This window comes from Streptomyces sp. NBC_00490 (assembly GCF_036013645.1).
Taxonomy (GTDB): Bacteria; Actinomycetota; Actinomycetes; order Streptomycetales; family Streptomycetaceae; genus Streptomyces; species Streptomyces canus_F.
This window is the reverse complement of sequence record NZ_CP107869.1, coordinates 3,034,239-3,056,427: the sequence shown is the minus strand read 5'-3', so window position 1 is coordinate 3,056,427 and position 22,189 is coordinate 3,034,239. Positions and strand designations below refer to the sequence as shown.

The following is a 22,189-nucleotide window of genomic DNA, read 5'->3' as shown; positions in this document are numbered from 1 at the left end:
GCGGAGCCCATGGGGGGAGGCCGCAGCCGTGACGGCGCGGTGGATGAACGGTGAAGCAGATCGCACAGTAGTGGACTTGCGCTCTTCGAGCAGCCCTTTGTGTGAGCGGTTTCCACATCGTTCTCTCGGCCGCGCGCTCTAGGAGATCCCGCGGCCCTTCCCGGGCGCGCGGTTCGTCCATGCGCGGCGCCGCTGTGGGAGCGCTGTTATGTACACTCGTACACATGGGATACGTGCTGCTCGCCGGAGCGATCGCCGCCGAGGTGGCCGCGACGACCGCCATGAAGTACAGCGAGGGGTTCAGCAAGCTGCTGCCCTCGCTGCTGACCGTCCTCGGGTACGCCCTGGCGTTCGCGCTGCTCGCACAGACGCTGAAGACGGTGTCCGTCGGTACGGCCTACGCGATCTGGGCGGGCGTCGGTACCGCGGTGATCGCCGCGATCGGGTTCACCTTCCTCGGCGAGGGGATGAGCCCCGCCAAGGCCGCCGGGATCGTGCTGATCATCGCCGGGGTGGTCGTGCTGAACCTGGGCGGTGCGCACTGATGGCCCGCCGCTACGACCCCGAGCGCCGGCAGCGGATCATCGACGCGGCGATCCGGGTCGTGGGCCGCCATGGCCTCGCCGGGCTGAGCCATCGCTCCGTCGCCGCCGAGGCCGATGTGCCGCTCGGCTCGACGACGTACCACTTCAAGACCCTCGACGAGCTGATGGTCGCCGCGCTGCGGCAGGCCAATGAAGGGTTCGCGAAGGTCGTCGTGGCGCGGGGCGGGCTGGAGGACCGGGGCGCGGACCTGGCCACCGAACTCGCCGGTCTGCTGGGTGAGTGGCTCGCGGGTGACCGTACCGGCGTGGAGCTGGAGTGCGAGCTGTATCTCGCCGCCTTGCGGCGCCCCGCGCTGCGGCCGGTCGCCGCGGAGTGGGCCGAGGATCTCGCCGAGCGGCTGGGCCGACGCACCGACGCGGTCACCGCGCGGGCGCTGGTGGCGCTGATGGACGGGATCTGTCTGCAGGTGCTGCTGACGGACGGGGTGTACGACGAGGAGTATGCGCGGGAGGTGCTGGGGCGGGTCATCCCTGCGGGCTCTCATTGACGGGAAGCTCTTGAGGGGCCTCGTCGTGGGTGGCTGGTTGGCCTCTGTGGGTGTGGGGCGGTTAGGTTGCCCTCATGACCGATACGACTGCTTCTCGTACCACCGGCGCCGTGGCCGCCGGCCTCGCCACGATCGCCGCCGACGGCACTGTTCTCGACACCTGGTTCCCCGCGCCCGAGCTGACCGCGGAGGCCGGGCCGTCCGGTACCGAGCGGCTGTCCGTCGAGCGGGCCGTGGAGCTGCTCGGTGAGGGGGCCGCGAAGGCGGTCGGGCCGGACGCCCGGCGTGGCGTCGAGGTGGTCGCGGTCCGTACGGTCATCTCCTCGCTGGACGAGAAGCCGACCGACACGCACGACGTCTACCTGCGCCTGCACCTGCTCTCGCACCGCCTGGTCAAGCCGCACGGCCAGAGCCTGGACGGCATCTTCGGCCTCCTCGCCAACGTCGCCTGGACCTCGCTGGGCCCGGTCGCCGTCGACGACATCGAGAAGGTGCGGCTCAACGCCCGCGCCGAGGGGCTGCACCTCCAGGTGACCTCCGTCGACAAGTTCCCGCGCATGACGGACTACGTGGCGCCCAAGGGTGTCCGCATCGCCGACGCCGACCGCGTCCGCCTCGGTGCCCACCTCGCCGAGGGCACCACCGTCATGCACGAGGGCTTCGTCAACTTCAACGCCGGCACGCTCGGCACGTCCATGGTCGAGGGCCGTATCTCCGCCGGTGTCGTGGTCGGTGACGGCTCCGACATCGGTGGCGGCGCGTCGACGATGGGCACGCTGTCCGGCGGCGGCAACGTCCGTATCGTCATCGGCGAGCGCTGCCTCATCGGCGCCGAGGCGGGCGTCGGTATCGCGCTGGGCGACGAGTGCGTCGTCGAGGCCGGTCTCTACGTCACCGCCGGCACCCGCGTCACCATGCCCGACGGCCAGATCGTCAAGGCCCGCGAGCTCTCCGGCGCCTCGAACATCCTCTTCCGCCGCAACTCGGTCACCGGCACGGTCGAGGCCCGGCCGAACAACGCCGTGTGGGGCGGGCTGAACGAGGTCCTGCACAGCCACAACTGACGTCCGACGTCACGGTGAGCGCCCTTCCGCCGAGTTCGGGAGGGCGCTCACCCATGTCCGCAGCATCGTGAAGTCGTCCTCGCGCAGGCCGAGTCGGGGGTCGACGTGGTGGAGGAGGGCGGGGGCCGGGTGGTGCTCGGTGACGTAGGTGGTGTCCGCCGGGGTCTGCTCGTCGTCGACCCAGGCGAAGGGGCGGCCTTCGGCGTACGCCACGATGGCCTGCGTCTTCCAGTGGATCCCGTCGGGGCGGTGGACGAGCAGGGAGTCGCCGAAGTCGACGTAGGGCAGCCGGGGGAGGCCGATGACCGGGGCGATCCAGCGGTTGGCCGCGTCCATCCAGGTCGTCGCCCAGCACAGGTCGTAGGGGAGCGCGAGGAGGGCCGCGCCGTGGGACGGGTTGAGCCACACGCGCAGGGGGCGGCCCGGGTGCAAGGTCGCCCTGATCGTCGTACAGCCCTCGGGGCGGCGCTCGGGCTTCGCCGCGTACGGGTTGAGGGGGCCGTCGACATCGAGGAAGAGGAGCGGGCGGGGGCGCGGGCGGCTCATCGGGTCACCGTACGGGAGGGGCCCCGGTGGGGCGGTGGAATTTTCTCGTGCGCGCAGACATAGCGGGGTGCGGTCGCGCGCGTCAGTAGGGGCACAGGGGGCGGACAGCGGGTCCGCCCCGGGGGAAGAGAAGGTGACGATGGATGCCGAAGCGCAGGACAGCTTCCGGGAGTTCGTGGAGCACCGGTCGTCCGCGCTGCTGAAGACGGCCGTGCTGCTCAGTGGCGGGGACCGGCACACCGCCGAGGACCTGCTGCAGAACGCGCTGATCAAGGCGGCCGGCCGCTGGCACCGCATCGACGAACCCGAGGCGTACGTACGGCAGATCCTCTACCGGCAGCAGATCAGCCGCTGGCGGCTGAAGTGGCCCAGACGTGAGCTGAGTGTCGCCGAGCCGCCCGAGGGACGGGCGGACGCGGACGCCTCGTCCGCCGCCGAGCTGCGGCTCGTGATGCGCGGCGCGCTCGCCCGGCTCACCGCCCGGCAGCGCACCGTGCTGGTGCTGCGCTACTTCGAGGACCTGCCCGAAGCCGAGGTGGCCCGCATCCTGGGCTGCTCCGTCGGCACCGTACGGTCCACCGCCCACCGCTCGCTCGCCCGGCTGCGCACCCTCGCGCCCGAACTGGCCGCCCTGAGCGGTGGCGAGGACACCCGGCAGCCGCCGGCTCACGACTACACACCCATGGAGGTACGTCCGTGAACGTCGAGGAACTCGTGCGTGACTCCCTGCGGGAGCTGGCCGTCGAAGAGGCGTCGGCGGGCCCCGGGTTCGCCGACCGGGTACTGGCCGTCCGCCGGCGCCGCCGCACCCGCCGGCTCGTGGCCGTCGCCGCCGCCACCGCGGCCGTGGTGGCCGTCTCGGTGGCGGTGCCGCTGCTGAACGAAGGACACGACGGCACGCGCCCCGCGAGGGTCACGCAGCAGGACGGGGTCAGCGCCCACGCCGATCAGTCGCCGCCGAGTGACCTGATCGCGGCCGGGCGGTCCGCGCTCGCCGCGTACTACAAGACGGCGCTCGTGCCGAAGAACAAGAAGGAGGCGACCCTCGAGCGGACCTACTGGCTGCTCGATCCCGACACCGGCAAGTACAAGAAGGACACCCGATGGTCCTTCGTCGCCGTGGCACCGGGCCTGAAGACCGCCGCCGTGCTGGAGCGGACCCTGCCCGCCGCCCGGATCGGGCTGCTCGACCTCACGACGGGGGAGGTCGAGCGGTGGATCCCGGTCGGGCAGGGGGTCGGCGGGCTGGCGTTCTCGAACGGCGGGACCGAGCTGGTCGCCACGACGTACTCCGAGCACCCCGACTCGCTCGAGAAGTTCACGAACCCCGGGGACAGCGAGGGCGCGTGGACGTCCATGAACAGGATGACCCGGACCGGGTTCCTCCTCCTGGACCTGGCCGGGAGGGGCGGGGGTATCTGGCACCAGGCCCCGAGTCCCTCCACGGGGGGCCGCGCCGACTTCGCCTTCACTCGTGACGGCAAGCACCTGTTCGGAGTCGGCGGAGGTCTCGGCACCCTCGTCCGGCCGACGTTCTACGACCTGTCGGGCAAGGAGACCGCCGCGCCCGCGAACGAGAAGCACCTGCGCTGGGACGTGCCCGCGCGACTGTCCCCGAACGGCAAGCTGGCCGCCCTCGGCCTGGCGAAGGAGGTCCAGCCTGCCATCGCCCCGGGGGACAGGCCCACGGCCGGCAAGTCGTACTCCTCCATCAAGGATCCCCTCACCGGCAAGGAGATCACCAAGGTCCGCGGCGCCGAACTGCTCGCCTGGGTCGACAACCAGCGGCTCATCGCCTGGGAGCGGACCACCGGCCTGAAGGAGCCGTACAAGGACCGGCTCGTGCTGGTCACGATCGGCAGCGACACGGTCGTACCGCTGAGTGGCGTCCGCGACCATCCGGAGACCGGCCAGGTGCAATGGGAGCCCGTCTTCGCCGAGCGCTGATCAGCCGGCCGTCAGCTCCTCGTAGGCCGCCCGCAGCCCGTCGACCGCATCCCGGCCGGCGGGCAGCAGCGGTGCGCGGACCGGGCCCGAGGGCAGGCCCAGGTCGTTGAGGAGGGCCTTCACGGTGACGGTGCCGGGCAGGCCCGCCGACATCGTCAACTCGACGAGGGGTGTCGCGCGTTGCTGGAGGCGGGCCGCCTTCGTCGTGTCGCCCGCGTCGAACAGGTCGAGGACCGCGCGGAGTTGGGCGGGGACGAGGTTCGCGACAGTGCTCACATAGCCCGCGCCGCCCACCGCGTACAGGGCGAGGTTGTGTTCGTCGCAGCCCGCGTAGTACGCCAACTCCGTGCGGGAGATGACCTTCTGGGCGGCGAGGAAGTCGTAGGAGCAGTCCTTGACCGCCACGATCCGGGGGTGTTCGGCGAGTCGGATCAGGGTGTCGGGCTCGATACGGGTGCCGGTGCGGCCCGGGATGTCGTAGAGCGTGATCGGCAGGCCGGTGGAGTCCGCGATCTGGCGGAAGTGCGCCTCGATCGCCTCCTGCGGGGGCTTGCTGTAGTACGGGGTGACCACCAACAGGCCGTCCGCGCCCGCCTTTTCGGCCTCCAGGGCGAGTTCGACGGTGTGCCGGGTGTCGAAGGTGCCGACGCCCGCCAGGACCGACGCCCGCTCGCCCACCGCCTCCCGTACCGCCCGGACGAGCCGCGCCTTCTCGGCGTCCGTCGTCGTGGGTGACTCACCCGTCGTCCCGGAGAGCACCAGCCCGTCGCAGCCCTCCGCCACCAGCCGCTCCGCGAGCCGCTGGGCACCGTCGAGATCGAGGGCGCCGCCCTCGGTGAACGGCGTGATCATGGCGCAGAGGGCGCGGCCGAAGGGAGGGGTGGAGGGAGAGGAGGAGGCAGGGGAGTACGTCATGGGGGTAGTCTCGGCGGGGCCATCGTGAAGCTCCACTTAATTCTTCTACGAGATATTGATAAGCGATGCTAAGCGGTTGCTGGTGGCGGGCGGTGCCAGGGCCCTATGTCCAAATCGGCACTTCATGGGTCACCATGGCCAGGACGGTCATAGGCCCCTGGTCATGGGAGGCGTCATGAAGCTCGGTAAGGCACTCGCCACCGGAGTCGCGGAAGAGCGGCCGCAGGCGCACGAGCAGGCACCCGAACTCGAACTTCCGGAAGAGATCAAGGAACTGAAGGCGCCCGAAGAGGTCCCGGCTTCCCGATGAGGCTGCGGCTTCCGGAGGAACGCCCGACGGAGCCGCCGACCGGATACAAGATCGCCCACCCGGTGCTGTCCCACGACGGCACCCGGGCCGGGTTCACCGGTGTGTCGCTGGGCGGCGCGCTGCCGTACGGAGTCGTGGCCGACGCGTCCTGCGTCTACGGTCTGCGGCACCAGGCGCCGCACCGTCGCTGCGACTGCGGCTTCCACTGTGTGCACGACCGCTCGACGGCCGAGGCGCTGCTGTGCACGGCCGAGCACCGGGCGGCCGTCCTGCTCGAGGTCTCGGTCATCGGACGCTACCTCCGTTTCGAACGCGGCTTCCGCTATGCCCGCCAGCGGATCCGGGTCGCCACCGTGGGCCCCTGCACCTGCGGCACGGTCGCCTCCGCGCTGGCCGACGCCGGCTGGGGCCGCCCCGGCTGGCGCGCGCTCGCGCCCTCGTGTGCGGGGTGCCTGCGGGGTCGTACGTCCGTCTCGCTCGCGTCGTTCGCGCGGCTGGCGGGAGAGGGGTTGCGGGTGGTGGCGGGGAGTGGGGCTGCGGAGTGTGGGGCGGCGGTGGGGGATGTTGTTGCCGACGGCCTCGGGGTGCCCGAACTCGCTGCGGAGGCGGCCTTGTTGCAGGCGCGGCTGGACTGGTTCCAGAGTCAGCTGGCGAGGCTCGGGGAGCGTGGGAAGGGCGGGGATGGCTAGGGCGACGGTCCGGTGACCGAACTCGCGAAACAGCGCTTGTGGGAGCCGCAACCGGGTACTCGTCCGCTCCGAACCCAGAGAGGAGGCGGACATCGTGACCCACTCCACGGCCCCCGGGCCCACCCAGCACTCCGTGGGCGAACTCGTCGGACAGGCCACCGAACAGCTCTCTCAGCTCGTACGACAGGAAGTGGCCCTCGCCAAGGAGGAGCTGGCCGAGAAGGGCCGGCGAGCAGGCCGCGGCGGCGGGCTGCTCGGCGCCGCCGGCGCATTCGCCTACGCCGGTCTGCTCGCCCTGGCGGGTACGGCGACCGCCGCGCTCTCGCTGGCGCTGGCCGTCTGGGCCGCGGCGCTCATCGTGACGGCGGTGCTGTTCGTGATCGCGGCGGTGCTCGCCGCTCGCGGTCGCGCCCAGTTGCGCCGCGCCGCACCCCCCACGCCCGAGGAGGCCCTCGGCAGCGTCAGGGCCGATGTCGAGGAGATCAGGGAAAGGGCACACCGATGACGGACAAGACGACGCCGGGCGTGGCGGACGGGGCCAAGAGCCCCGAGGAGCTGCGTCGGCAGATCGAGGAAACGAGGGGCCAACTCGGCGACACCGTCGAGGAGTTGGCCAGCAAGGCTGATGTGAAGGGGCGGGCCATGGCGCGTGCCGCGGATCTCAAGGACAAGGCCGGTGCGATGACCGTGCAGCTGCGCAGCAGTGCGGCTGAGGCCGGTCACGCCGTTCAGGACCGGGCGAGCCGGGCGGGGCATGCCGTGCAGGGCCGGGCGAGCGAGGTCGGGCACACGGTGCAGGACAAGGCGTCGCATGCGGGTCATGCCGTCGAGCACAACGTGCCGCGGCCTGTTCGTACCGTGGTCCAGGCCGCGCTGCGGAATCCGCGGCCGGTGCTGGTCGTGGGGGCGGTGGTGGGTGCCGTGGTCGTGGAGGAGATGGTGCGGCGGCGGAACGGACGCTAGCGGAGCGAGACGTTGTGTGGCGCCGGCCGGGTGAGTGCAGCCCGGCCGGCGTCGGCGTGCCGGGGTGGTGGTGGCGGGGTGCGCGCCGGGCTTTTCTCGCCCCCGCCGCCCCTACCCGTCCCGTCCCTGGGGGCTGCGCCCCCAGACCCCCGCTGTCGGCCCTGAACGGGCCTCGTCCTCAAACGCCGGACGGGCTGAAGGGGGTGCGGATCGGTTGTAGGACACCGACTGACGTTACGGTCGCTGCTCTCGGGCCGCTCGCCATTTCGGGGGCCATTTTCGGGTGTCCCGGGGCTCGACGTACGGTTCCTCGGTTGGGGGGCGGCCGTCGGTGATGGCTCGTTCTCGGGCCAGTTCGGCGTCGAATTCCAGGCCGAGGAGGATGGCGAGGTTGGAGAGCCAGAGCCAGACGAGGAAGACGATGGCGCCTGCGAGGGTGCCGTAGGTCTTGTTGTACGAGCCGAAGTTGGCGGCGTAGACGGCGAAACCGGCGGAGGCCGCGAGCCAGATCAGGGTGGCGAGGCAGCTGCCGGGGGAGATCCAGCGGAAGCCGCGGCCGCGGACGTTGGGGGCGGCCCAGTACAGCAGGCCGATCATCATCACCACGAGGATCAGCAGGACCGGCCATTTGGCGATGCCCCACAGGGCGATCGCCGCGTCCCCGAGCCCGATCGCCGTGCCCGCCCGTTCCGCCAGCGGGCCGGTGAACACCACGATCACCGCGCTGGCGGCGAGCATCAGCATCAGGGCCACGGTCAGGATCAGCCGGAGCGGCGTCAGCTTCCACACCGGGCGGCCCTCGGGGAGGTCGTACACCGCGTTGGACGTGCGGATGAACGCGGCGACGTAACCGGACGCGGACCACAGCGCGGCCAACAGGCCGAGCACCGCGAGCACGCTCCCCGTGCCTCCCGAGTCGCTCAGCTGCACCACCGCGTCCCGCAGGATGTCCCGTGCCGGACCCGGGGCCAGGTCCCCGATGTTGTCGAGGATCTTGTCCGTGGCGCTGCGCCCCACCACCCCCAGCAGGGACACCAGGACGAGCAGCGCCGGAAACATCGACAAGACGCCGTAGTACGTCAACGCGGCGGCCCGGTCGGAGAGTTCGTCGTCCAGGAACTCCGTCACCGTGCGCCGCAACACCGCCCGCCAGGAACGCGCGGGCAATTCGGAGGGACTGTCCTTGTCGGCCATGAGCAGGCGGGTCACCCGAAATCCCCTGGCCAAGCGCGGACTTGACCTGAATCTTGGTTGAGGTTGGAGGGTGGGTCCCACACCGATCGCGGGAGATCACGAGCGATCACGAGTGAGGGAGTCCACCATGACCCGTCGTACCCTCGACCACCCCGACCTGACCGACCCCCGAGTCGGCGCCCCCTTCTTCAGCACCTGGCGCGTGGGCACCCCCGAACGGCAGCGCGACACCGTCGAGACAATCGCCCGCACCTGGGAGCGCAGGCCCTGGCCGACCCCCGATCTGCGCTCGTACCACGTCTACACCGGCCATGACACGGGCACTCTGCTCCATCACTCGCAGTGGACGAGCGAGGCGGCGTACGAGGCCTTCGTCAAGACGCACCGGCAGGAGCGGGTCGACGAGATCGACACCGCCGTGCCCGGCATCGAGCGCCTGTGGCTCGGCCGCTACCGGCGCTACCGCAGTGCCGTCCGGGAGGGCGACACACGGGTGCCGGGGTGCATCGTGATCGTCGACGTGGAGTTCGAGGGCCCCGATCCGGAGCGGCAGCGTGCCTGGGTGGACGCCGTCTTCGAGGCGCTGGAGAGCGAACCGACCCCGCATGCCGGAGGCATCTCCGGCCACTTCCACGTGAGCACCGACGGCACCCGGGTCCTGAACTACGCCGGATGGGAGAGCGCCCAGGCCCACATCGACGCCATGGCCGCACCCGGGGACGGCATCGGCTCGGGGAGCGCCCTGTGGGAGCGCGTCCAGACCTGGCCGGGGCTCAGGAGCAGCACGGTCAGCCGGTACGACCACGCGCTGGGGCTCGTGCCCGAGTGACCCGTCCGGCGGGGACACTCACCGAAGACTATTCTCTCCTGGACAAAAAAAGTTTTCGGTGAGACGGTGGACGCATGCTGGACGTGACCGTGATCGAGGACGCCGAGGCCGCAGCCGTCTCGCTGGACCCCATAAGGGCCAGGCTGCTCGCCGAGCTCGCCGCCGGACCCGCGTCGGCGGCGATGCTCGCCGGCAAGGTCGGGCTGCCCCGGCAGAAGGTGAACTACCACCTCAAGGCGCTGGAGCGGCACGGCCTGGTCGAGCTGGCCGGGGAGCGCCGCAAGGGCAATGTCACCGAGCGGCTGATGCGGGCGACGGCCGCGTCGTACGTCATCTCGCCGCTCGCGCTCGCCTCCGTGCAGCCGGACCCGGACCGCTTCCGCGACCAGCTCTCCGCGCGCTGGCTGCTCGCGCTCGGCGCCCGGCTGGTACGGGACGTCGGGCAGCTGATCACCGGTGCGGCAAAGGCGCGCAAGGGGCTCGCCACCTACGCGCTGGACGGCGAGGTGCGGTTCGCGTCAGCCGCCGAACGGGCCGCGTTCATCCAGGAGTTGACCGCGGGAGTCACCGCGCTGATCCGCAAGTACGACGCCCCGGATTCCGAGGGCGGCCGGGACCATCGGATCGTCGTGGCGGTCCACCCCACCCTCAAGCAGACCGAGTTGGAGTAGATCATGTCCAAAGAGTTCGAGATCGTCCGCGAGTTCGAGGTCGACGCCACCCCGCAGCAGGTGTGGGACGCCGTCACCACCGGCACCGACGGCTATCTGTGGCCGATGGAGCCACCGGAGCCCAAGGTCGGCGGCAAGGGGCCCTTCGGGTCCACCGTCACCGCCTGGGACCCGCCCCACCGCTACACCAACCGGGTCGCGAACGTGGACGGCATCTCCGAGCAGACCATGAACCAGCTCGACTACACCGTCGAGCCGCGCGACGACGGCCGCCGCGCCTGGGTGCGGTACGTGCACAGCGGGATCTTCGTCGACGACTGGGACAACCAGTACGACGGCGCCGCCAAGCACACCGACTTCTATCTGCACACCCTGCGCGAGTACCTCACCCACTTCGCGCCCCGGCCCGCCGCCTTCGCGACCTTCGACGGACCTGAGGCGTCGAAGGCCGCGGACGCGCTGGAAGCCGTCGCACGGGCGCTCGGGGTCGGGGAGGGCGTGTCCGCCGGGACCCCGGTGCGGGTCCAGGGGCCCGACGAGTTCGACGCCGTCGTGGACTTCCGCAACCCCTACTTCATCGGGCTGCGCACCGACCGGGGACTCACCCGGATCTTCGGGCGCAACCACTGGGGTCACCCGGTCGGTGTCTCCCTGCACGACTTCACGCCGGGTGACGACATCAAGGAGTGCGAGGCCGCCTGGCAGGACTGGCTGAACGGGGTGTTCGACCAGTCCTGAGCCCTGATGACCTCACGGGCTACGGCGCTTACGGCTGGAAGCGCAGCACCTGCGGGTCGTGGTCGCTGATCTGGTCGTTGAACTCCGAGTTGACGTGCACGCTGTCGTACTCGAAGTCGCAGGACTTCCGGATCGAGGGGCTGACCAGGATCTGGTCGAGCACCTGGGCGTTGCCCTGGTAGACGTAGGAGTAACGCTCGCTCTTCGGCAGCGACTTGATCGCGGACCAGAGGGCGCCGTCGGTCTCCAGGATCTTGGCGGTGTCGGAGAACTCGAAGTCGTTGATGTCGCCGAGGGCGATGACGTCCGCGTTCTTCTGGGTGGCCAGGACGTCCTTGACGAACGCGTTCACCGCGGTCGCCTGGAGGTGGCGCTGGGTCTCCGAGCTGCGCGGCACCGGCTGGTACTGCGAGGTCAGACCGTAGTCGCCGCCCTTGGAGTTGAAGTGGTTGGCGATCACGAAGACCGTCCTGCCACGGAAGACGAACTCGCCGACCAGCGGCTTGCGGCTGTTCGCCCAGGCCGCGTTGGCCGGGTCGATACGGCCCGGGGAGACCGTCAGCGCGGCCTTGCCCTTCTCCTTGGTGACACCGACGGCCGTGGTGGCGTCGCCGCCCGCGCGGTCGGTGAAGGAGACCCGCTCCGGGTTGAAGAGGAACACCTGGCGGATGTTGCCGCCGGGCTCGCCGCCGTCGGTGCCGTTCGCCGGGTCGATGGAGCGCCAGTCGTACGCCGGGCCGCCCGCGGCGACGATGGCGTCGATCAGCTTGCGCACCGTCTGGTCGGCGGCGACCGTGCCGTCGTTCGTCGCGCCGTTGTTGTCCTGGATCTCCTCCAGGGACACGATGTCGGGCGACTGGAGGTTGTGCACGATCGCGGCGGCGTGCTCGGCGAAGGTGTTGTCGGACGGGTCGAGGTTCTCGACGTTGTACGTCGCGACCGCCAGCTCGCCCTTCTTCTGCTTCTCGGTCGTCTCACGGGCCACGCCGGCGCTCTTCAGCGTGCCGATCGTGTTGGCGACGAGGGTGTAGCCGCCGAACTGGTTGTAGTCCAGCGGGCCGGAGGTGGCGCCCGTCAGGACGTCACCGACGTTCGCCTTCGGGAAGGCGGAGGTCGCGCCGAGGGACTGGATCTGGATGCGGCCGGTGTTCTGGGAGTCGTAGGAGCCGTAGACCGTGCCGCCGCGGCGGTTGGCGTTCTCGCGCGGCTTCACCGTGACCCAGAGCTCGGTGTACGGGTCGGTGGCGCCGGTCACGCGGGCGTCGGCGACCTGGACGTTCTCGCCCTCCAGGGACTCGTAGTAGTCCAGGGCGTACTTCGACGGCTGCAGGGCCAGGCCGTTGACGGAGTTGTTCGCGGCACTGTCGCCCGCCGGGGCGTACGCGGCCGGCACCGACTTGGCGCCGATGACCTTCGCGGCCGGGACGGCGTTGCCGCTGGAGACGACGGTGAACGTCGGCTTGGTGATCTCGGTGATCGACTGGTTGCCGGAGGCGGCGCCGGCCGGGACGAACTCCGAGACAGTGCCCGACACCGTGACGAGGTCGCCGACGGCGACGCCCTTCGGGGTGGAGCTGGTGAAGACGAAGACGCCCTCACTGGTGGCCGGGTCGGCGTCGGCGTTCGGGTCCTGGATCCAGAAACCCTTGGAGGAGCCGTAGGTGCGGATGCCGGTGACGATTCCGGACACATCCGTGACGGCCTTGCCCGCGTACGGGGATATGCGCGTGGTGCCCTGAATGTCATGGATGGCCACGGAGTCCGCGTGCGCGGGAGAGGTCAGGACGATGGTGGACGCCGCGGAACATACGGCGGCGACGGTGAGCGCGGCGAGGCGCGCAGAGGACTTGCTCGGCAACGGAATCCCTCCGGGGACGTGCATAGCGCCGGGACGAGGGTGAAACGTGTGTGGAGCCGAACCGGTGGGGCGGTGCGACGCGCGTAGAAAATTACAGTGAACACATGTCCAGCAGATTTCTACGCGCGTAATCTCCTGCCTGGTCAGGCCACTTGTCAAGGTTTCGGCCATGTACGCGGCCCGACGGGTAGATGAACCGGGCGGCATGGGTGGAAATCCGTCTAGGCTGAGCGGCTGAGTGGTCACGCCGCGCCTCTAGGAGAACCAGCCGATGTCAGACAGCTCCCCCTTGCCGCCGGTGCGGCTGCATCCCGAAGCGGAGCTGGCGCGGGACGCGTTGTCCACGCCGTTGCTGTCCCGGGCCGCCCGGCTCGCCCGCTGGGCCGGCCCCGACACCCGCGTCGACGCCGGCGGCGAGCTCGCCGAGGAGCAGCTGCCCGCCGCCGCCGAACTGCTCGGCCTGACCGGGGACGACGCCGCCGCCTGGGCGAGCGAGGCCTGGCGGGTCGCCGTCGACACCGGGCTCGTCGAGATCACCGACGAGGAAGCCGGCACCGTCGCCGCGGGCGAGGAGCTCGCCCTGCTCACCGGCGGCGCCCCGCACGACGTGCTCGCCGTGTGGCAGACGGCACTGGAGGCGGTGCTCGCCGACGCGAGCGTGCCCGACCTGGACGACCTGGTCGACGCGGTGAATCCGGAAGAGGGGGTCACGGAGATCGACTTCTCCTCGCTGGACTGGGACCCGGAGGCGGAGGCCGAGTTCCTCGACGGTGTGCTCGGCAACCTGTACCTGCTGAGCGTCAACGAGGAAGGGCCCGGCGACGGACCCGTGCCGCTGCCCGCGCTCGCCGCCTCGATGATCGTGCCCAGCGACATGGGGGAGCCCACCAACGACGTCCTGGAGCAGGTCTCCGACGCGATGATGCGCCTCGACGACCAATTCCGGCTCCTGGAGCCGGTCGGTCTGGTCGAGTACCAGCCCGTCGACGAGGCGCTCATGGCCGACGCCGACGAGGAGCCCGCCGCGCCGGTCGACGACACCGACGTGTCCCGGTACGGCATGGTGCGGCTCACCCCGCTCGGCCTGTACGGGCTGCGAGCACGACTGCAGGAGGCCGGATTCCCGGCGCCCGCCGTCGGGGACCTCGCCGACAAGGGCGCCGACGCGCTCCTCGACGGCACCGCCCACTTCCCGCCCGCCGCCGCCCAGGCCGAGACCGAGCAGTGGCTGGCGCGACGCGAACCCTTCGCCGCGGCACGGGAGTTGCTGGCCGCCGCGCGGGGCGGGGACGCCGGGGCGCCGCTGCGCAGGCTGCGCTGCCAGCAGGCGTTGTCGCTGGTCGGCGCAACTGCCGAGCCCGCCCTGCGGGAGGTGCTCGACGACGCGGAACTCGGCGGTCTGGCCCGGGTCTGGCTGAGCGAGCAGGGCGCCTCCGACGTCCCGCCGCCCTCCGAGTCGATGATCTTCTGGCTGACCGTGGACACGGTCGCCGCGCAGCTCGCGGCCGAAGGCAACTCCGATGAACTGAGGTCCCTGGTCGAGGGACTGGCACAGCAGCACAGCGGGTTCTTCTCGGCGGCCTGGCGGGTGGATCACCCGGCGACCGCGGATGTGCTGGAGGCGATGGGGCGGCTGCATCCGGACAAGAAGATCGCGAAGGAAGCCCGGAAGGCGGCCTTCAAGGCGCGTTCCCAGCAGGGGAGTTGACGCGACTGTGGCGGGGAGGTCGCCGGCCTCCCCGCCACAGCACTCAGTCGTTCACCGCTTCAGCGGTTCACTGCCTCAGCAGTGGTACCTCGTCGTGTGCTTGAAGGACGACGTCGCCCCGTTGAAGCCGTACGTACCCCGGTAGGCCGACGGGTTCTGGAACTCGCCGACGAGGGTCATCGTGTGGGCGTGAGAGCCCTGGCCGGAGCGCTTCGCGTCCAGGCGAATCGTCTCGCCCACGAAGCCGCCCGTGATGTCCCAGGGGGCGCCGCTGATGCCGGAGGTGATCTTGCCGCTGGTCACGACGTGCGGGTAGGTGTTGGGGTTGTACTTCACCTCCATGGCGAAGGTCACCGTCCCGTTGTGCAGTTCCAGCTTGGCGGACGTGGAGACCGCGTCGGGGGACACGTCCTGTGGTGAGGCGAACGCCTCGTCACGCGTCTTGACTTCCGCGCCCTGGGGGTTGTGGAAGCGGTGTTCGGAGCCGGCTTGGCTCTTCTGCCGCTTGGCCTGCGTGGTCATGCTGATTCCCTCTTCCTGTGCGGGTGTCGATCGACCGTCAGGCCAGCTGCTCGGCGATCTCCACCCGCAGCAGTGCGCGAACGTTCTCGATGTGGTTGGCCACGGTGACGACCGAGGAGCCCGCGAAGAGCAGACCGGTCGCGACGTTGTCGAGGGAGGTCACCAGCGAGCCGGAGTCGCCGCCCGCCGAGATGGCCGTCGTCAGGACCTGGTCCTTGAACCTGGCCGTGCCCGCCGTGCCGTAGCCGACGTCGATCGTGGCGTCGGTCGCGATGATTCGGCCGAAGCTGATGTTCGTCGTACGTCCCGTCTTCTTCACCAGGTCGCCGACCGCGACGTTGGCCTTGCGCCGCCAGGCACGCGGCGTACCGCTGAAGTACTGCTCACGGCTGGCGTCCTGGAACTCCACCGCACCGAGCGCGCAGTCCACGACGTTGTTGTGGCGCTCCAGCGGGATCTGCGGCGCGAACTGGATCGGGATGAACCGGTCCAGGGTCGCGATCCGGTCCGCCGGGTCCGTACCGCCGTCGAACGCTCCGGGCTGCAGGATCGAGCTGCCCAGCTGCGCGCGGTTGGAGTCGGCCAGCACGTGGTTGTTGGAGAGGATGTAGAACTTCGACGGTGTGCCGAGGCCGGGACCCGGCGGGTCCACGGAGGCGCCCGGCAGGAAGTCGTACACCACGCTGCCCAGCGTGCCCGCGGTCACCCGTACGTTGCCGACCGAGAAGCCGGAAGGGGACGGGCGCATACGGCGCTTGAGAAGCTGCGGCTCGAACTGTCCGAGCCCGCTGAGCTCTTCCAGCAACGGCTGGGAGAGGCCCGCGAGTTGCTCGGCCACGCTGCCGTCGGACCGGTAGGGGGCGCTGCGGTCCTCGGAGCGGCCCGAGGTCGTGCGCTGACGCTGCGCGGCGACATGGCCGACCGCGATCACGTCGGTGGGAGTTCCGTCGTCCATCATCTGCGGGACGACATCCCGCTCGGGAAGCTGGGACTCCGGAACCTTCTGGGTCACGAACACCAGCACGGCTGCCTCGCCCGTGGGCTGTCCGTCGATCCACTTCACGCCGTGGCCGAAGCCTACGACGTTGGCCAGCGGCGACTGCGCCCGCAGGAAGTCTGAGTTCGCTTGCTGGCGGGAGCTGTCACTCAGCTGACCACCAGTCGGTCCTCGCATCATTTCGGGCTGGCTCACGCCAGGCCACCTCTTCAGTTTTCTGCTCTGGGTTCCTCACGGGCCGCGGCGCGGTGACTCAGCGCACAGGGCTCACACGTCCTTTTCCTGAGCGCTCACTTCACCGATCGCGAGCACGCGCACCGGTACGCCGTCGAGCTCGTCCGGAACCACGTCTTCTTGAAGGAGCCGGTCACGGGGCACTTTCCGGGTGACGAAGACGATGATCACGTCCTGTCCCGAGTGCTCGTCCCTCCCGGTGCCGACTCCACTCACATGGGCCAGCTTCATGAGCCGGCCTTCATGGAGGCGACTCACCCGCCTTGCGTCCATCGGGCTCGCCTCCCCTTCGGGTGGTGTGCTCTTCCGGTCTATGTCCCGGGACTCCGAGAGTCAAGGCATTCTGAAATGAATCACGAATTTCATTACGATTCGCCCCCGTTGACCTTCATTACGAAGATTATTCCGCCTGTTGGCTCGAACAGCGGCGATCTGGCGGATTCACGGAAGCGGGGCCCTCGCAGCCGTCCCCTGTTCAACTTCTGTTCAGACGCGGGCGAAACGGTGGCGCCGACCCGAGGTCCCCCACCCTCCAGGCCACCCACCGTCACAGGAGACACCATGTCGCTCACCCGCAGGGACTTCGCCACGAAATCCGCGATCACCGGCGCCGGGGTCGCGCTGGCCGGCAGTGTCGGCGCCCTCGCCACCGCGCCCAACGCCCTCGCGGCCACCGACATCGAGAGCCAGGGAGCCGAGGCCGCGGGCGGCCACGGCGGTGTCGGCTACGGGCCGCTGATCCCCGACCCCGACGGCATCCTCGCGCTGCCCGCCGGGTTCAAGTACCGCGTCATCACCTACAGCGGGAAGACCAAGCTGGAGTCCGGCGAGATCACGCCCTCCAACCACGACGGCACGGCCACCTTCGCGGGCCCCCGCGGCACCACCCTCCTCGTCAACAACCACGAGCTGAAGGGCCCGCGCGCCAACTGGAAGTACCCCGTGCCGCTCACCGAGGGCCTGGTCTACGACCCCGCCGCGTCCGGCGGCTGCACCGTCGTCGAGGTCCGCCCCGACGGACAGGTCGCCGAGTGGGTCGGCATCGCCGGCACCTCCACCAACTGCGCGGGCGGCAGCACCCCTTGGGGCACCTGGCTCACCGGCGAGGAGACCGAGGACAAGGCCGGCCAGAACGGCATGACCAAGGACCACGGTTACATCTTCGAGGTCGACCCCGCCGACCGCCGTGCCAACCGCGACCCCAGGCCCGTCAAGGCGTTCGGCCGGTACGCCCACGAGGCGGTCGTCATCGACCCCAAGCGCGGCCACGCCTACCTCACCGAGGACGCCTCGGGCCCCAACGGCCTGCTCTTCCGCTGGACCCCGCCCGAGGGCTTCCGGCACGGCCGCGGCAAGCTGCGCACCCTCGCCGACGACGCCGGCGTCCTCCAGGCGTTCAAGTGCTTCGACTCCGGCGGCAAGTTCGTCGACGACCTCTCCCGCGCCACGAAGACCGGCACGGTCTACGGCGTCGACTGGATCGACGTCCCCGACCGAGACGCCAAGACGGTGCCCGTCCGCAAGCAGTTCACCGACGGCCAGGTCACCCGCGCCCGCAAGCTGGAGGGCATGTGGTGGGGCGACGGCGGCACCTACATCGTCTCCTCCTACGCCCGTGACGAGAGCCCCGTCCAGCACGACGGCCAGGTCTGGTTCTACGACCCCAAGCGCCGCACCCTGACGTTGAAGGTCCTGCTGGGCGTCAACCCCGACCCCTCCAAGGACGGCGCCTTCGACGGCCCCGACAACATCACCGTCTCCCCCTACGGCGGCCTCGTCATCGCCGAGGACGGCGAGGGCGTCCAGCATCTGTTCGGCGCCACTGACAGCGGCCGCACCTACCCCATCGCCCGCAACGAACTCAACATCGGCACCGAAGAGGAGCCCGAGTACAGCGAGTTCACCGGCGTCACCTTCTCGCCCAGCGGCCGGACCCTGTACGCCAACATCCAGACGCCCGGAATCATGCTCGCCATCACCGGACCCTGGAAGCGCCACAAGCGCGGGTAATTAATTCGCTCGCCCGTTCCGCGGCCGCCCTCCTACAGTGATGAACGTCCAGGTGCGAAGGCAGGACCTACTTCCACTGATAATGGGGCGGCCGCGGGTTCGAGTCCCGCCACCGGTACAACGCGCCGGTGTAGCTCAGGGGTTAGAGCACCTAATGTCGGTTCCGCCGACCTGAACTCTGGACACCACAACTTCATGCACCTCCCGGTGCGAAGCATTTTGATCTCGGGGAGGCGCAGCTCAAGGTGGGTGCCCGGTGCGCAGGCGGCGGATACTTCGGGAACTGGTGGGGGCGAGTCCCTCGTGCGGGTTCGAATCCCGTCATCGGCCCAGGGCCGGTGTGGCGGAACGGAAGACGCGCCAGTTTATGGTCACCGCAGTCGACTTCGACCTCGGACACCCTCCTTTTGTTGCGCCTCCCTCCGAAAAGACAATGAATTCGGGGGAATTCACCATGGCGCGATTCAACAAGAAGGCGGCACGAGCTCAGCCCACCTCGCGTGTCACCTCCACCGGACGAGTACTCCGGTCGTACGAGGGCGGCCGCGGTCATGAGCGGGACGCGCGTTCCGAACTCTTTCTGCTGGCGATCGCCAACTTCGTCTCGCAGCAGACCTTCTACGAGTCCGGCGCCGACCGTGACGACCGTTACGTACGCCTCGTGCGGCAGCTCGCCGTCGAGGACCCCGCGTGGACGGCCGGCCTGCTCGGCTGGCTGCGCGGCGAGGGCAACCTCCGTACGGCCTCGATCGTGGGCGCCGCCGAGTACGTCAAGGCACGCCTCGACGCGGGCGTCACCGACGGCCCGGCCAACCGGCAGGTCATCGCCTCGGTGCTGCGGCGCCCGGACGAGCCCGGCGAACTGCTCGGGTGCTGGACGGCGACGTACGGCCGCGCGGTGCCCAAGCCCGTCAAGCGCGGAGTCGCCGACGCGGTACAGCGTCTCTACAACGGCAAGTCGCTGCTGAAGTACGACACCGCGTCCAAGGGCTACCGCTTCGGGGACATCCTGAACCTGGTGCACGCGGCGCCCGACGCGGACAAGCCGTGGCAGGGCGAGCTGTTCCGGTACGCGCTCGACCGCCGGCACAACCCGGACACGGCCGTGCCGCCCGCGTCGAACACCGTGCTCACCGCGCACCGCGAGCTGATGGCGGTGCCGGTCGAGCGGCGGCGTGCGGTCGTCACGTCCGAGGGCGGCGCCGAGCGGCTCGCGGCGGCCGGGATGACGTGGGAGGCGCTGGCCGGATGGCTCCAGGGCCCGATGGACAAGGCGGCCTGGGAGGCCGTGATCCCGTCCATGGGTGCCATGGCGCTCGTCCGCAACCTGCGCAACTTCGACCAGGCCGGTGTCTCGGACGAGGTCGCGGCCCAGGTCGCGGCGCGCATCAGCGACCCGGCCGAGGTCGCGCGGTCGCGACAGTTCCCCTTCCGGTACCTGGCCGCGTACCAGCACGCGCCCTCGCTGCGCTGGGCGTACCCGCTGGAGCAGGCGCTCGGCCACTCGCTGGCCAATGTGCCCGCGCTGGCCGGCCGGACGCTGGTCCTGGTCGACCGTTCGGGCTCGATGTGGGCGCGGCTGTCGGACCGCTCGGAGCTCAACCGGGCCGACGCGGCGGCGATCTTCGGCACGGCGCTGGCGCTGCGGGCCGAGCAGGCGGACCTCGTCGAGTTCGGCACCACGAGCCGGAACCTGGCGTACGACAACGGCGAGTCGGTGCTGAAGATCCTGGGCCGCTTCGGCGACCTGGGCGGCACCGACACCACCTCGGCGGTCCGTGCGCACTACCGGGGGCAGGACCGGGTGCTGATCGTCACCGACGAGCAGTACACGTTCAACCGGCACGGCGACCCGACCCAGCAGGTCCCCGACCATGTGCCGGTCTACACCTGGAACCTGGCCGGCTACCGCGCGGGCCACGGCCCCTCCGGCAAGGCGAACCGGCACACCTTCGGTGGTCTCTCGGACGCGGCTTTCCGGATGGTGCCGCTGCTGGAGAGCGCCCGGGACGCCGACTGGCCCTGGGCCGCCTGACCGGTGACCAGCGTGGCCCGCACTTTCACGGGGAGTGCGGGCCACACCCATGTCCGGACTTTTGACGTGGCCCTTGTCCGTCGCGTGGATTGACATCTAACATTTCAGTTCGTGGAAGCCATACCGCGCACCTTGCTCAGGGATCGCGCCTACGAATCCATCCGGGACGCCATCGTCGCCGGTGAGCTCGCACCCGGCGCGGTGGTGCGGGACGCCGACCTCGCGGAGCGGCTCGGGCTGTCCCGGGCGCCGGTGCGGGAGGCGTTCTCGCGGCTCGTCGACGAGGGGCTGCTGGAGAGCAAGCCGCAGAGCTATACGCGCGTGACCCCGTTGATGGCCGGTGAGGTGCGGGATGCCGCGGCCGTGGTGGGTGCCATGCACGAACTCGTCACCCGGGTCGCCGTGCCCCGGCTGTTCGCCGCGGACGTCGAGACGATGCGCACGGCCAACGAGCGGTTCGCGGCGGCCGTCGCCGCGGGTGACGTGGACGCCGCACTCCAGGCCGACGACGCACTCCACGACGTCCTCGTCCGCGTCAGCGGCAACCGCGCCGCGGCCGCCACCGCCGCCCGCTACACCCCGCTCGTCCGCCGGCTGGAGCGTCGGCGCTTCGGCGAGGGCGGCGCCTGCCGCTCCGCAGGGCTGCACGAACGGCTCATCGAGGCCTGCGCGGCCGGTGACGTGGACGAGGCGGTCCGGGTCACGGCCGAGATCTGGCGCGGCCTCGCCGAACTCGCCGACAGCGACTGAACCCGTCCCGGGAGGACCCATGTCCCTTTCCTCGTACGAGCGTTACCCGCTTCTCTTCGGTCCGTCGCCGGTGCATCGGTTGGAGCGGCTCACCGCCCACCTCGGCGGTGCGGCGATCTGGGCCAAGCGTGAGGACTGCAACTCCGGGGTGGCGTACGGCGGGAACAAGACCCGCAAGCTGGAGTATCTGATCGCCGACGCCCTCGCACAGGGCTGCGACACGCTGGTCTCGATCGGTGGAGTGCAGTCCAACCACACCCGTCAGGTCGCGGCCTGTGCCGCCCGAGCCGGGCTCAAATGCGTTCTCGTGCAGGAGAGTTGGGTGGACTGGCCGGACGCCGTGTACGACAAGGTCGGCAACATCCTGATCAGCCGGCTCGCCGGGGCCGACGTACGGCTGGTGAAGGCCGGGTTCGGGATCGGGTTCAAGGAGAGCTGGGAGCAGGCGCTCAGGGAGGTCGAGGAGTCGGGCGGCAAGCCGTACGCCATCCCCGCGGGCGCCTCCGACCATCCGCTCGGCGGTCTCGGCTTCGCCGGATGGGCGTACGAAGTCGCCGAGCAGGAACGGGAGTCGGGGGTCTTCTTCGACACCGTGGTGGTGTGCTCGGTCACCGGGTCCACCCAGGCGGGGATGGTCGCCGGGTTCGCCGCCCTGGAGGAAGCGGGGGCGCGGCCGCGCCGGGTGCTCGGCATCGACGCGTCCGCGAAGCCCGCCGCCACCCGTGAGCAGATCGCCCGGATCGCCCACAACACGGGGCAACTCATCGGTGTCAAAAGGGAGTTGACCGAGGCGGACGTCGAGCTGGACGACCGGTACCACGCGGGCGTCTACGGCATCCCCGACGAGACCACCCTCGCGGCGATGCGGCTCGCCGCCCGCACCGAGGGGATGGTCACCGACCCCGTGTACGAGGGGAAGTCCATGGCCGGCCTCGTCGATCTCGTGGAGCGCGGGGAGATCGGACGGGACTCCACCGTCCTGTACGCCCACCTGGGCGGGCAGCCCGCGCTGAACGCCTACAGCGCGCTCTTCTGAACTGCGACGGGCTTCGGCGGACCTCGGTGGACCGGACCGGCGCACCGGATCGGCGGTCGGGTCCGGCCGGGGGAGGACGC

At 70.4% G+C, this 22,189-nt stretch carries 24 protein-coding genes; 17 read left to right on the top strand and 7 right to left on the bottom strand.

Annotation, left to right across the window (positions count from 1 at the left end):
• The first annotated feature begins 224 nt into the window (after window positions 1-224).
• The 3 genes from OG381_RS13760 (at window position 225) to dapD (ending at window position 2,157) form a co-directional block, all read left to right on the top strand.
• The gene (locus OG381_RS13760; protein WP_307032291.1) at window positions 225-545 is read left to right on the top strand and encodes a DMT family transporter; all 321 of its coding nucleotides are present in this window, start codon (window positions 225-227) and stop codon (window positions 543-545) included.
• Entirely contained in the window at window positions 545-1,093 is a 549-nt protein-coding gene (locus tag OG381_RS13755; RefSeq protein ID WP_327716397.1) for a TetR/AcrR family transcriptional regulator, read from the top strand. Before OG381_RS13760 ends, OG381_RS13755 begins: the two co-directional genes overlap by 1 nt.
• Window positions 1,094-1,167: 74 nt before the next feature.
• Window positions 1,168-2,157 carry a 2,3,4,5-tetrahydropyridine-2,6-dicarboxylate N-succinyltransferase gene (gene dapD, locus OG381_RS13750; RefSeq protein WP_327716396.1) on the top strand — a complete coding sequence of 330 codons (990 nt, stop codon included), beginning with the start codon at window positions 1,168-1,170 and terminating at the stop codon, window positions 2,155-2,157.
• Between the two features lie 9 nt (window positions 2,158-2,166).
• Here the strand turns inward: dapD and OG381_RS13745 are convergent, their stop codons facing one another.
• The gene (locus OG381_RS13745; protein WP_327716395.1) at window positions 2,167-2,703 is read right to left on the bottom strand and encodes a hypothetical protein; all 537 of its coding nucleotides are present in this window, start codon (window positions 2,701-2,703) and stop codon (window positions 2,167-2,169) included.
• Window positions 2,704-2,842: 139 nt separating this feature from the next.
• On the opposite strand from OG381_RS13745, the gene OG381_RS13740 reads away from it, so the two are divergent.
• Window positions 2,843-3,403: a SigE family RNA polymerase sigma factor gene (locus OG381_RS13740; RefSeq protein ID WP_327716394.1), complete on the top strand. Its 561-nt coding sequence runs from the start codon at window positions 2,843-2,845 to the stop codon at window positions 3,401-3,403.
• Window positions 3,400-4,650, top strand: a complete 1,251-nt coding sequence (locus OG381_RS13735) for a WD40 repeat domain-containing protein (protein ID WP_327716393.1) — start codon at window positions 3,400-3,402, stop codon at window positions 4,648-4,650. Before OG381_RS13740 ends, OG381_RS13735 begins: the two co-directional genes overlap by 4 nt.
• Here OG381_RS13735 and dapA read toward each other — a convergent pair whose 3' ends face one another.
• Window positions 4,651-5,565 (bottom strand): 4-hydroxy-tetrahydrodipicolinate synthase, encoded by a 915-nt coding sequence (gene dapA / locus OG381_RS13730; RefSeq protein ID WP_327716391.1) that lies wholly within the window; start codon window positions 5,563-5,565, stop codon window positions 4,651-4,653. It abuts the gene before it with no gap.
• 175 nt (window positions 5,566-5,740) lie between these two features.
• Between dapA and OG381_RS13725 the strand changes: the two genes are divergently transcribed.
• From OG381_RS13725 to OG381_RS13710, 4 genes are all read left to right on the top strand, one after another.
• Window positions 5,741-5,875 carry a hypothetical protein gene (locus OG381_RS13725; protein WP_327716390.1) on the top strand — a complete coding sequence of 45 codons (135 nt, stop codon included), beginning with the start codon at window positions 5,741-5,743 and terminating at the stop codon, window positions 5,873-5,875.
• Window positions 5,872-6,564 (top strand): hypothetical protein, encoded by a 693-nt coding sequence (locus OG381_RS13720; protein WP_327716389.1) that lies wholly within the window; start codon window positions 5,872-5,874, stop codon window positions 6,562-6,564. The genes OG381_RS13725 and OG381_RS13720 overlap by 4 nt, the downstream gene beginning before the upstream one ends.
• Before the next feature lie 94 nt (window positions 6,565-6,658).
• Entirely contained in the window at window positions 6,659-7,069 is a 411-nt protein-coding gene (locus OG381_RS13715) for a phage holin family protein (RefSeq protein ID WP_327716388.1), read from the top strand.
• The gene (locus OG381_RS13710; protein WP_327716387.1) at window positions 7,066-7,527 is read left to right on the top strand and encodes a DUF3618 domain-containing protein; all 462 of its coding nucleotides are present in this window, start codon (window positions 7,066-7,068) and stop codon (window positions 7,525-7,527) included. The genes OG381_RS13715 and OG381_RS13710 overlap by 4 nt, the downstream gene beginning before the upstream one ends.
• A gap of 234 nt (window positions 7,528-7,761) precedes the next feature.
• On the opposite strand, the gene OG381_RS13705 is transcribed toward OG381_RS13710, so the two are convergent.
• Entirely contained in the window at window positions 7,762-8,721 is a 960-nt protein-coding gene (locus OG381_RS13705; RefSeq protein ID WP_327722456.1) for a YihY/virulence factor BrkB family protein, read from the bottom strand.
• A 127-nt stretch (window positions 8,722-8,848) separates the two neighbouring features.
• Here OG381_RS13705 and OG381_RS13700 point away from each other — a divergent pair, with 127 nt between their 5' ends.
• From OG381_RS13700 to OG381_RS13690, 3 genes are all read left to right on the top strand, one after another.
• Window positions 8,849-9,550 (top strand): antibiotic biosynthesis monooxygenase, encoded by a 702-nt coding sequence (locus tag OG381_RS13700; protein WP_327716386.1) that lies wholly within the window; start codon window positions 8,849-8,851, stop codon window positions 9,548-9,550.
• Window positions 9,551-9,624: 74 nt separating this feature from the next.
• Window positions 9,625-10,221 carry an ArsR/SmtB family transcription factor gene (locus OG381_RS13695; RefSeq protein ID WP_327716385.1) on the top strand — a complete coding sequence of 199 codons (597 nt, stop codon included), beginning with the start codon at window positions 9,625-9,627 and terminating at the stop codon, window positions 10,219-10,221.
• 3 nt (window positions 10,222-10,224) lie between these two features.
• On the top strand, window positions 10,225-10,959 hold the full coding sequence (locus tag OG381_RS13690) for an SRPBCC family protein (protein WP_327716384.1): 735 nt from the start codon (window positions 10,225-10,227) through the stop codon (window positions 10,957-10,959).
• 28 nt (window positions 10,960-10,987) lie between these two features.
• Here OG381_RS13690 and OG381_RS13685 read toward each other — a convergent pair whose 3' ends face one another.
• Entirely contained in the window at window positions 10,988-12,817 is a 1,830-nt protein-coding gene (locus OG381_RS13685) for an endonuclease/exonuclease/phosphatase family protein (protein WP_327716383.1), read from the bottom strand.
• A gap of 271 nt (window positions 12,818-13,088) precedes the next feature.
• Between OG381_RS13685 and OG381_RS13680 the strand changes: the two genes are divergently transcribed.
• Window positions 13,089-14,525: a hypothetical protein gene (locus OG381_RS13680; RefSeq protein ID WP_327716382.1), complete on the top strand. Its 1,437-nt coding sequence runs from the start codon at window positions 13,089-13,091 to the stop codon at window positions 14,523-14,525.
• 75 nt (window positions 14,526-14,600) lie between these two features.
• On the opposite strand, the gene OG381_RS13675 is transcribed toward OG381_RS13680, so the two are convergent.
• From OG381_RS13675 to OG381_RS13665, 3 genes are all read right to left on the bottom strand, one after another.
• On the bottom strand, window positions 14,601-15,047 hold the full coding sequence (locus OG381_RS13675) for a hypothetical protein (RefSeq protein WP_327716381.1): 447 nt from the start codon (window positions 15,045-15,047) through the stop codon (window positions 14,601-14,603).
• A gap of 37 nt (window positions 15,048-15,084) precedes the next feature.
• The gene (locus OG381_RS13670; protein WP_327716380.1) at window positions 15,085-16,239 is read right to left on the bottom strand and encodes a hypothetical protein; all 1,155 of its coding nucleotides are present in this window, start codon (window positions 16,237-16,239) and stop codon (window positions 15,085-15,087) included.
• Between the two features lie 72 nt (window positions 16,240-16,311).
• Window positions 16,312-16,509, bottom strand: coding sequence for a hypothetical protein (locus tag OG381_RS13665; RefSeq protein ID WP_327716379.1), 198 nt, complete (start codon window positions 16,507-16,509; stop codon window positions 16,312-16,314).
• A 330-nt stretch (window positions 16,510-16,839) separates the two neighbouring features.
• Here OG381_RS13665 and OG381_RS13660 point away from each other — a divergent pair, with 330 nt between their 5' ends.
• The 4 genes from OG381_RS13660 to OG381_RS13645 all read left to right on the top strand — a co-directional run bounded on the left by OG381_RS13660 (window position 16,840) and on the right by OG381_RS13645 (window position 22,109).
• On the top strand, window positions 16,840-18,288 hold the full coding sequence (locus tag OG381_RS13660) for an alkaline phosphatase PhoX (RefSeq protein WP_327716378.1): 1,449 nt from the start codon (window positions 16,840-16,842) through the stop codon (window positions 18,286-18,288).
• Between the two features lie 454 nt (window positions 18,289-18,742).
• The gene (locus OG381_RS13655; RefSeq protein WP_327716377.1) at window positions 18,743-20,323 is read left to right on the top strand and encodes a TROVE domain-containing protein; all 1,581 of its coding nucleotides are present in this window, start codon (window positions 18,743-18,745) and stop codon (window positions 20,321-20,323) included.
• Between the two features lie 120 nt (window positions 20,324-20,443).
• Window positions 20,444-21,073, top strand: a complete 630-nt coding sequence (locus tag OG381_RS13650) for a GntR family transcriptional regulator (RefSeq protein ID WP_327722455.1) — start codon at window positions 20,444-20,446, stop codon at window positions 21,071-21,073.
• A gap of 19 nt (window positions 21,074-21,092) precedes the next feature.
• A complete protein-coding gene (locus OG381_RS13645) occupies window positions 21,093-22,109 on the top strand; it encodes a 1-aminocyclopropane-1-carboxylate deaminase (RefSeq protein ID WP_327716376.1) in 1,017 nt (338 codons plus the stop codon).
• Window positions 22,110-22,189 lie beyond the last annotated feature (80 nt).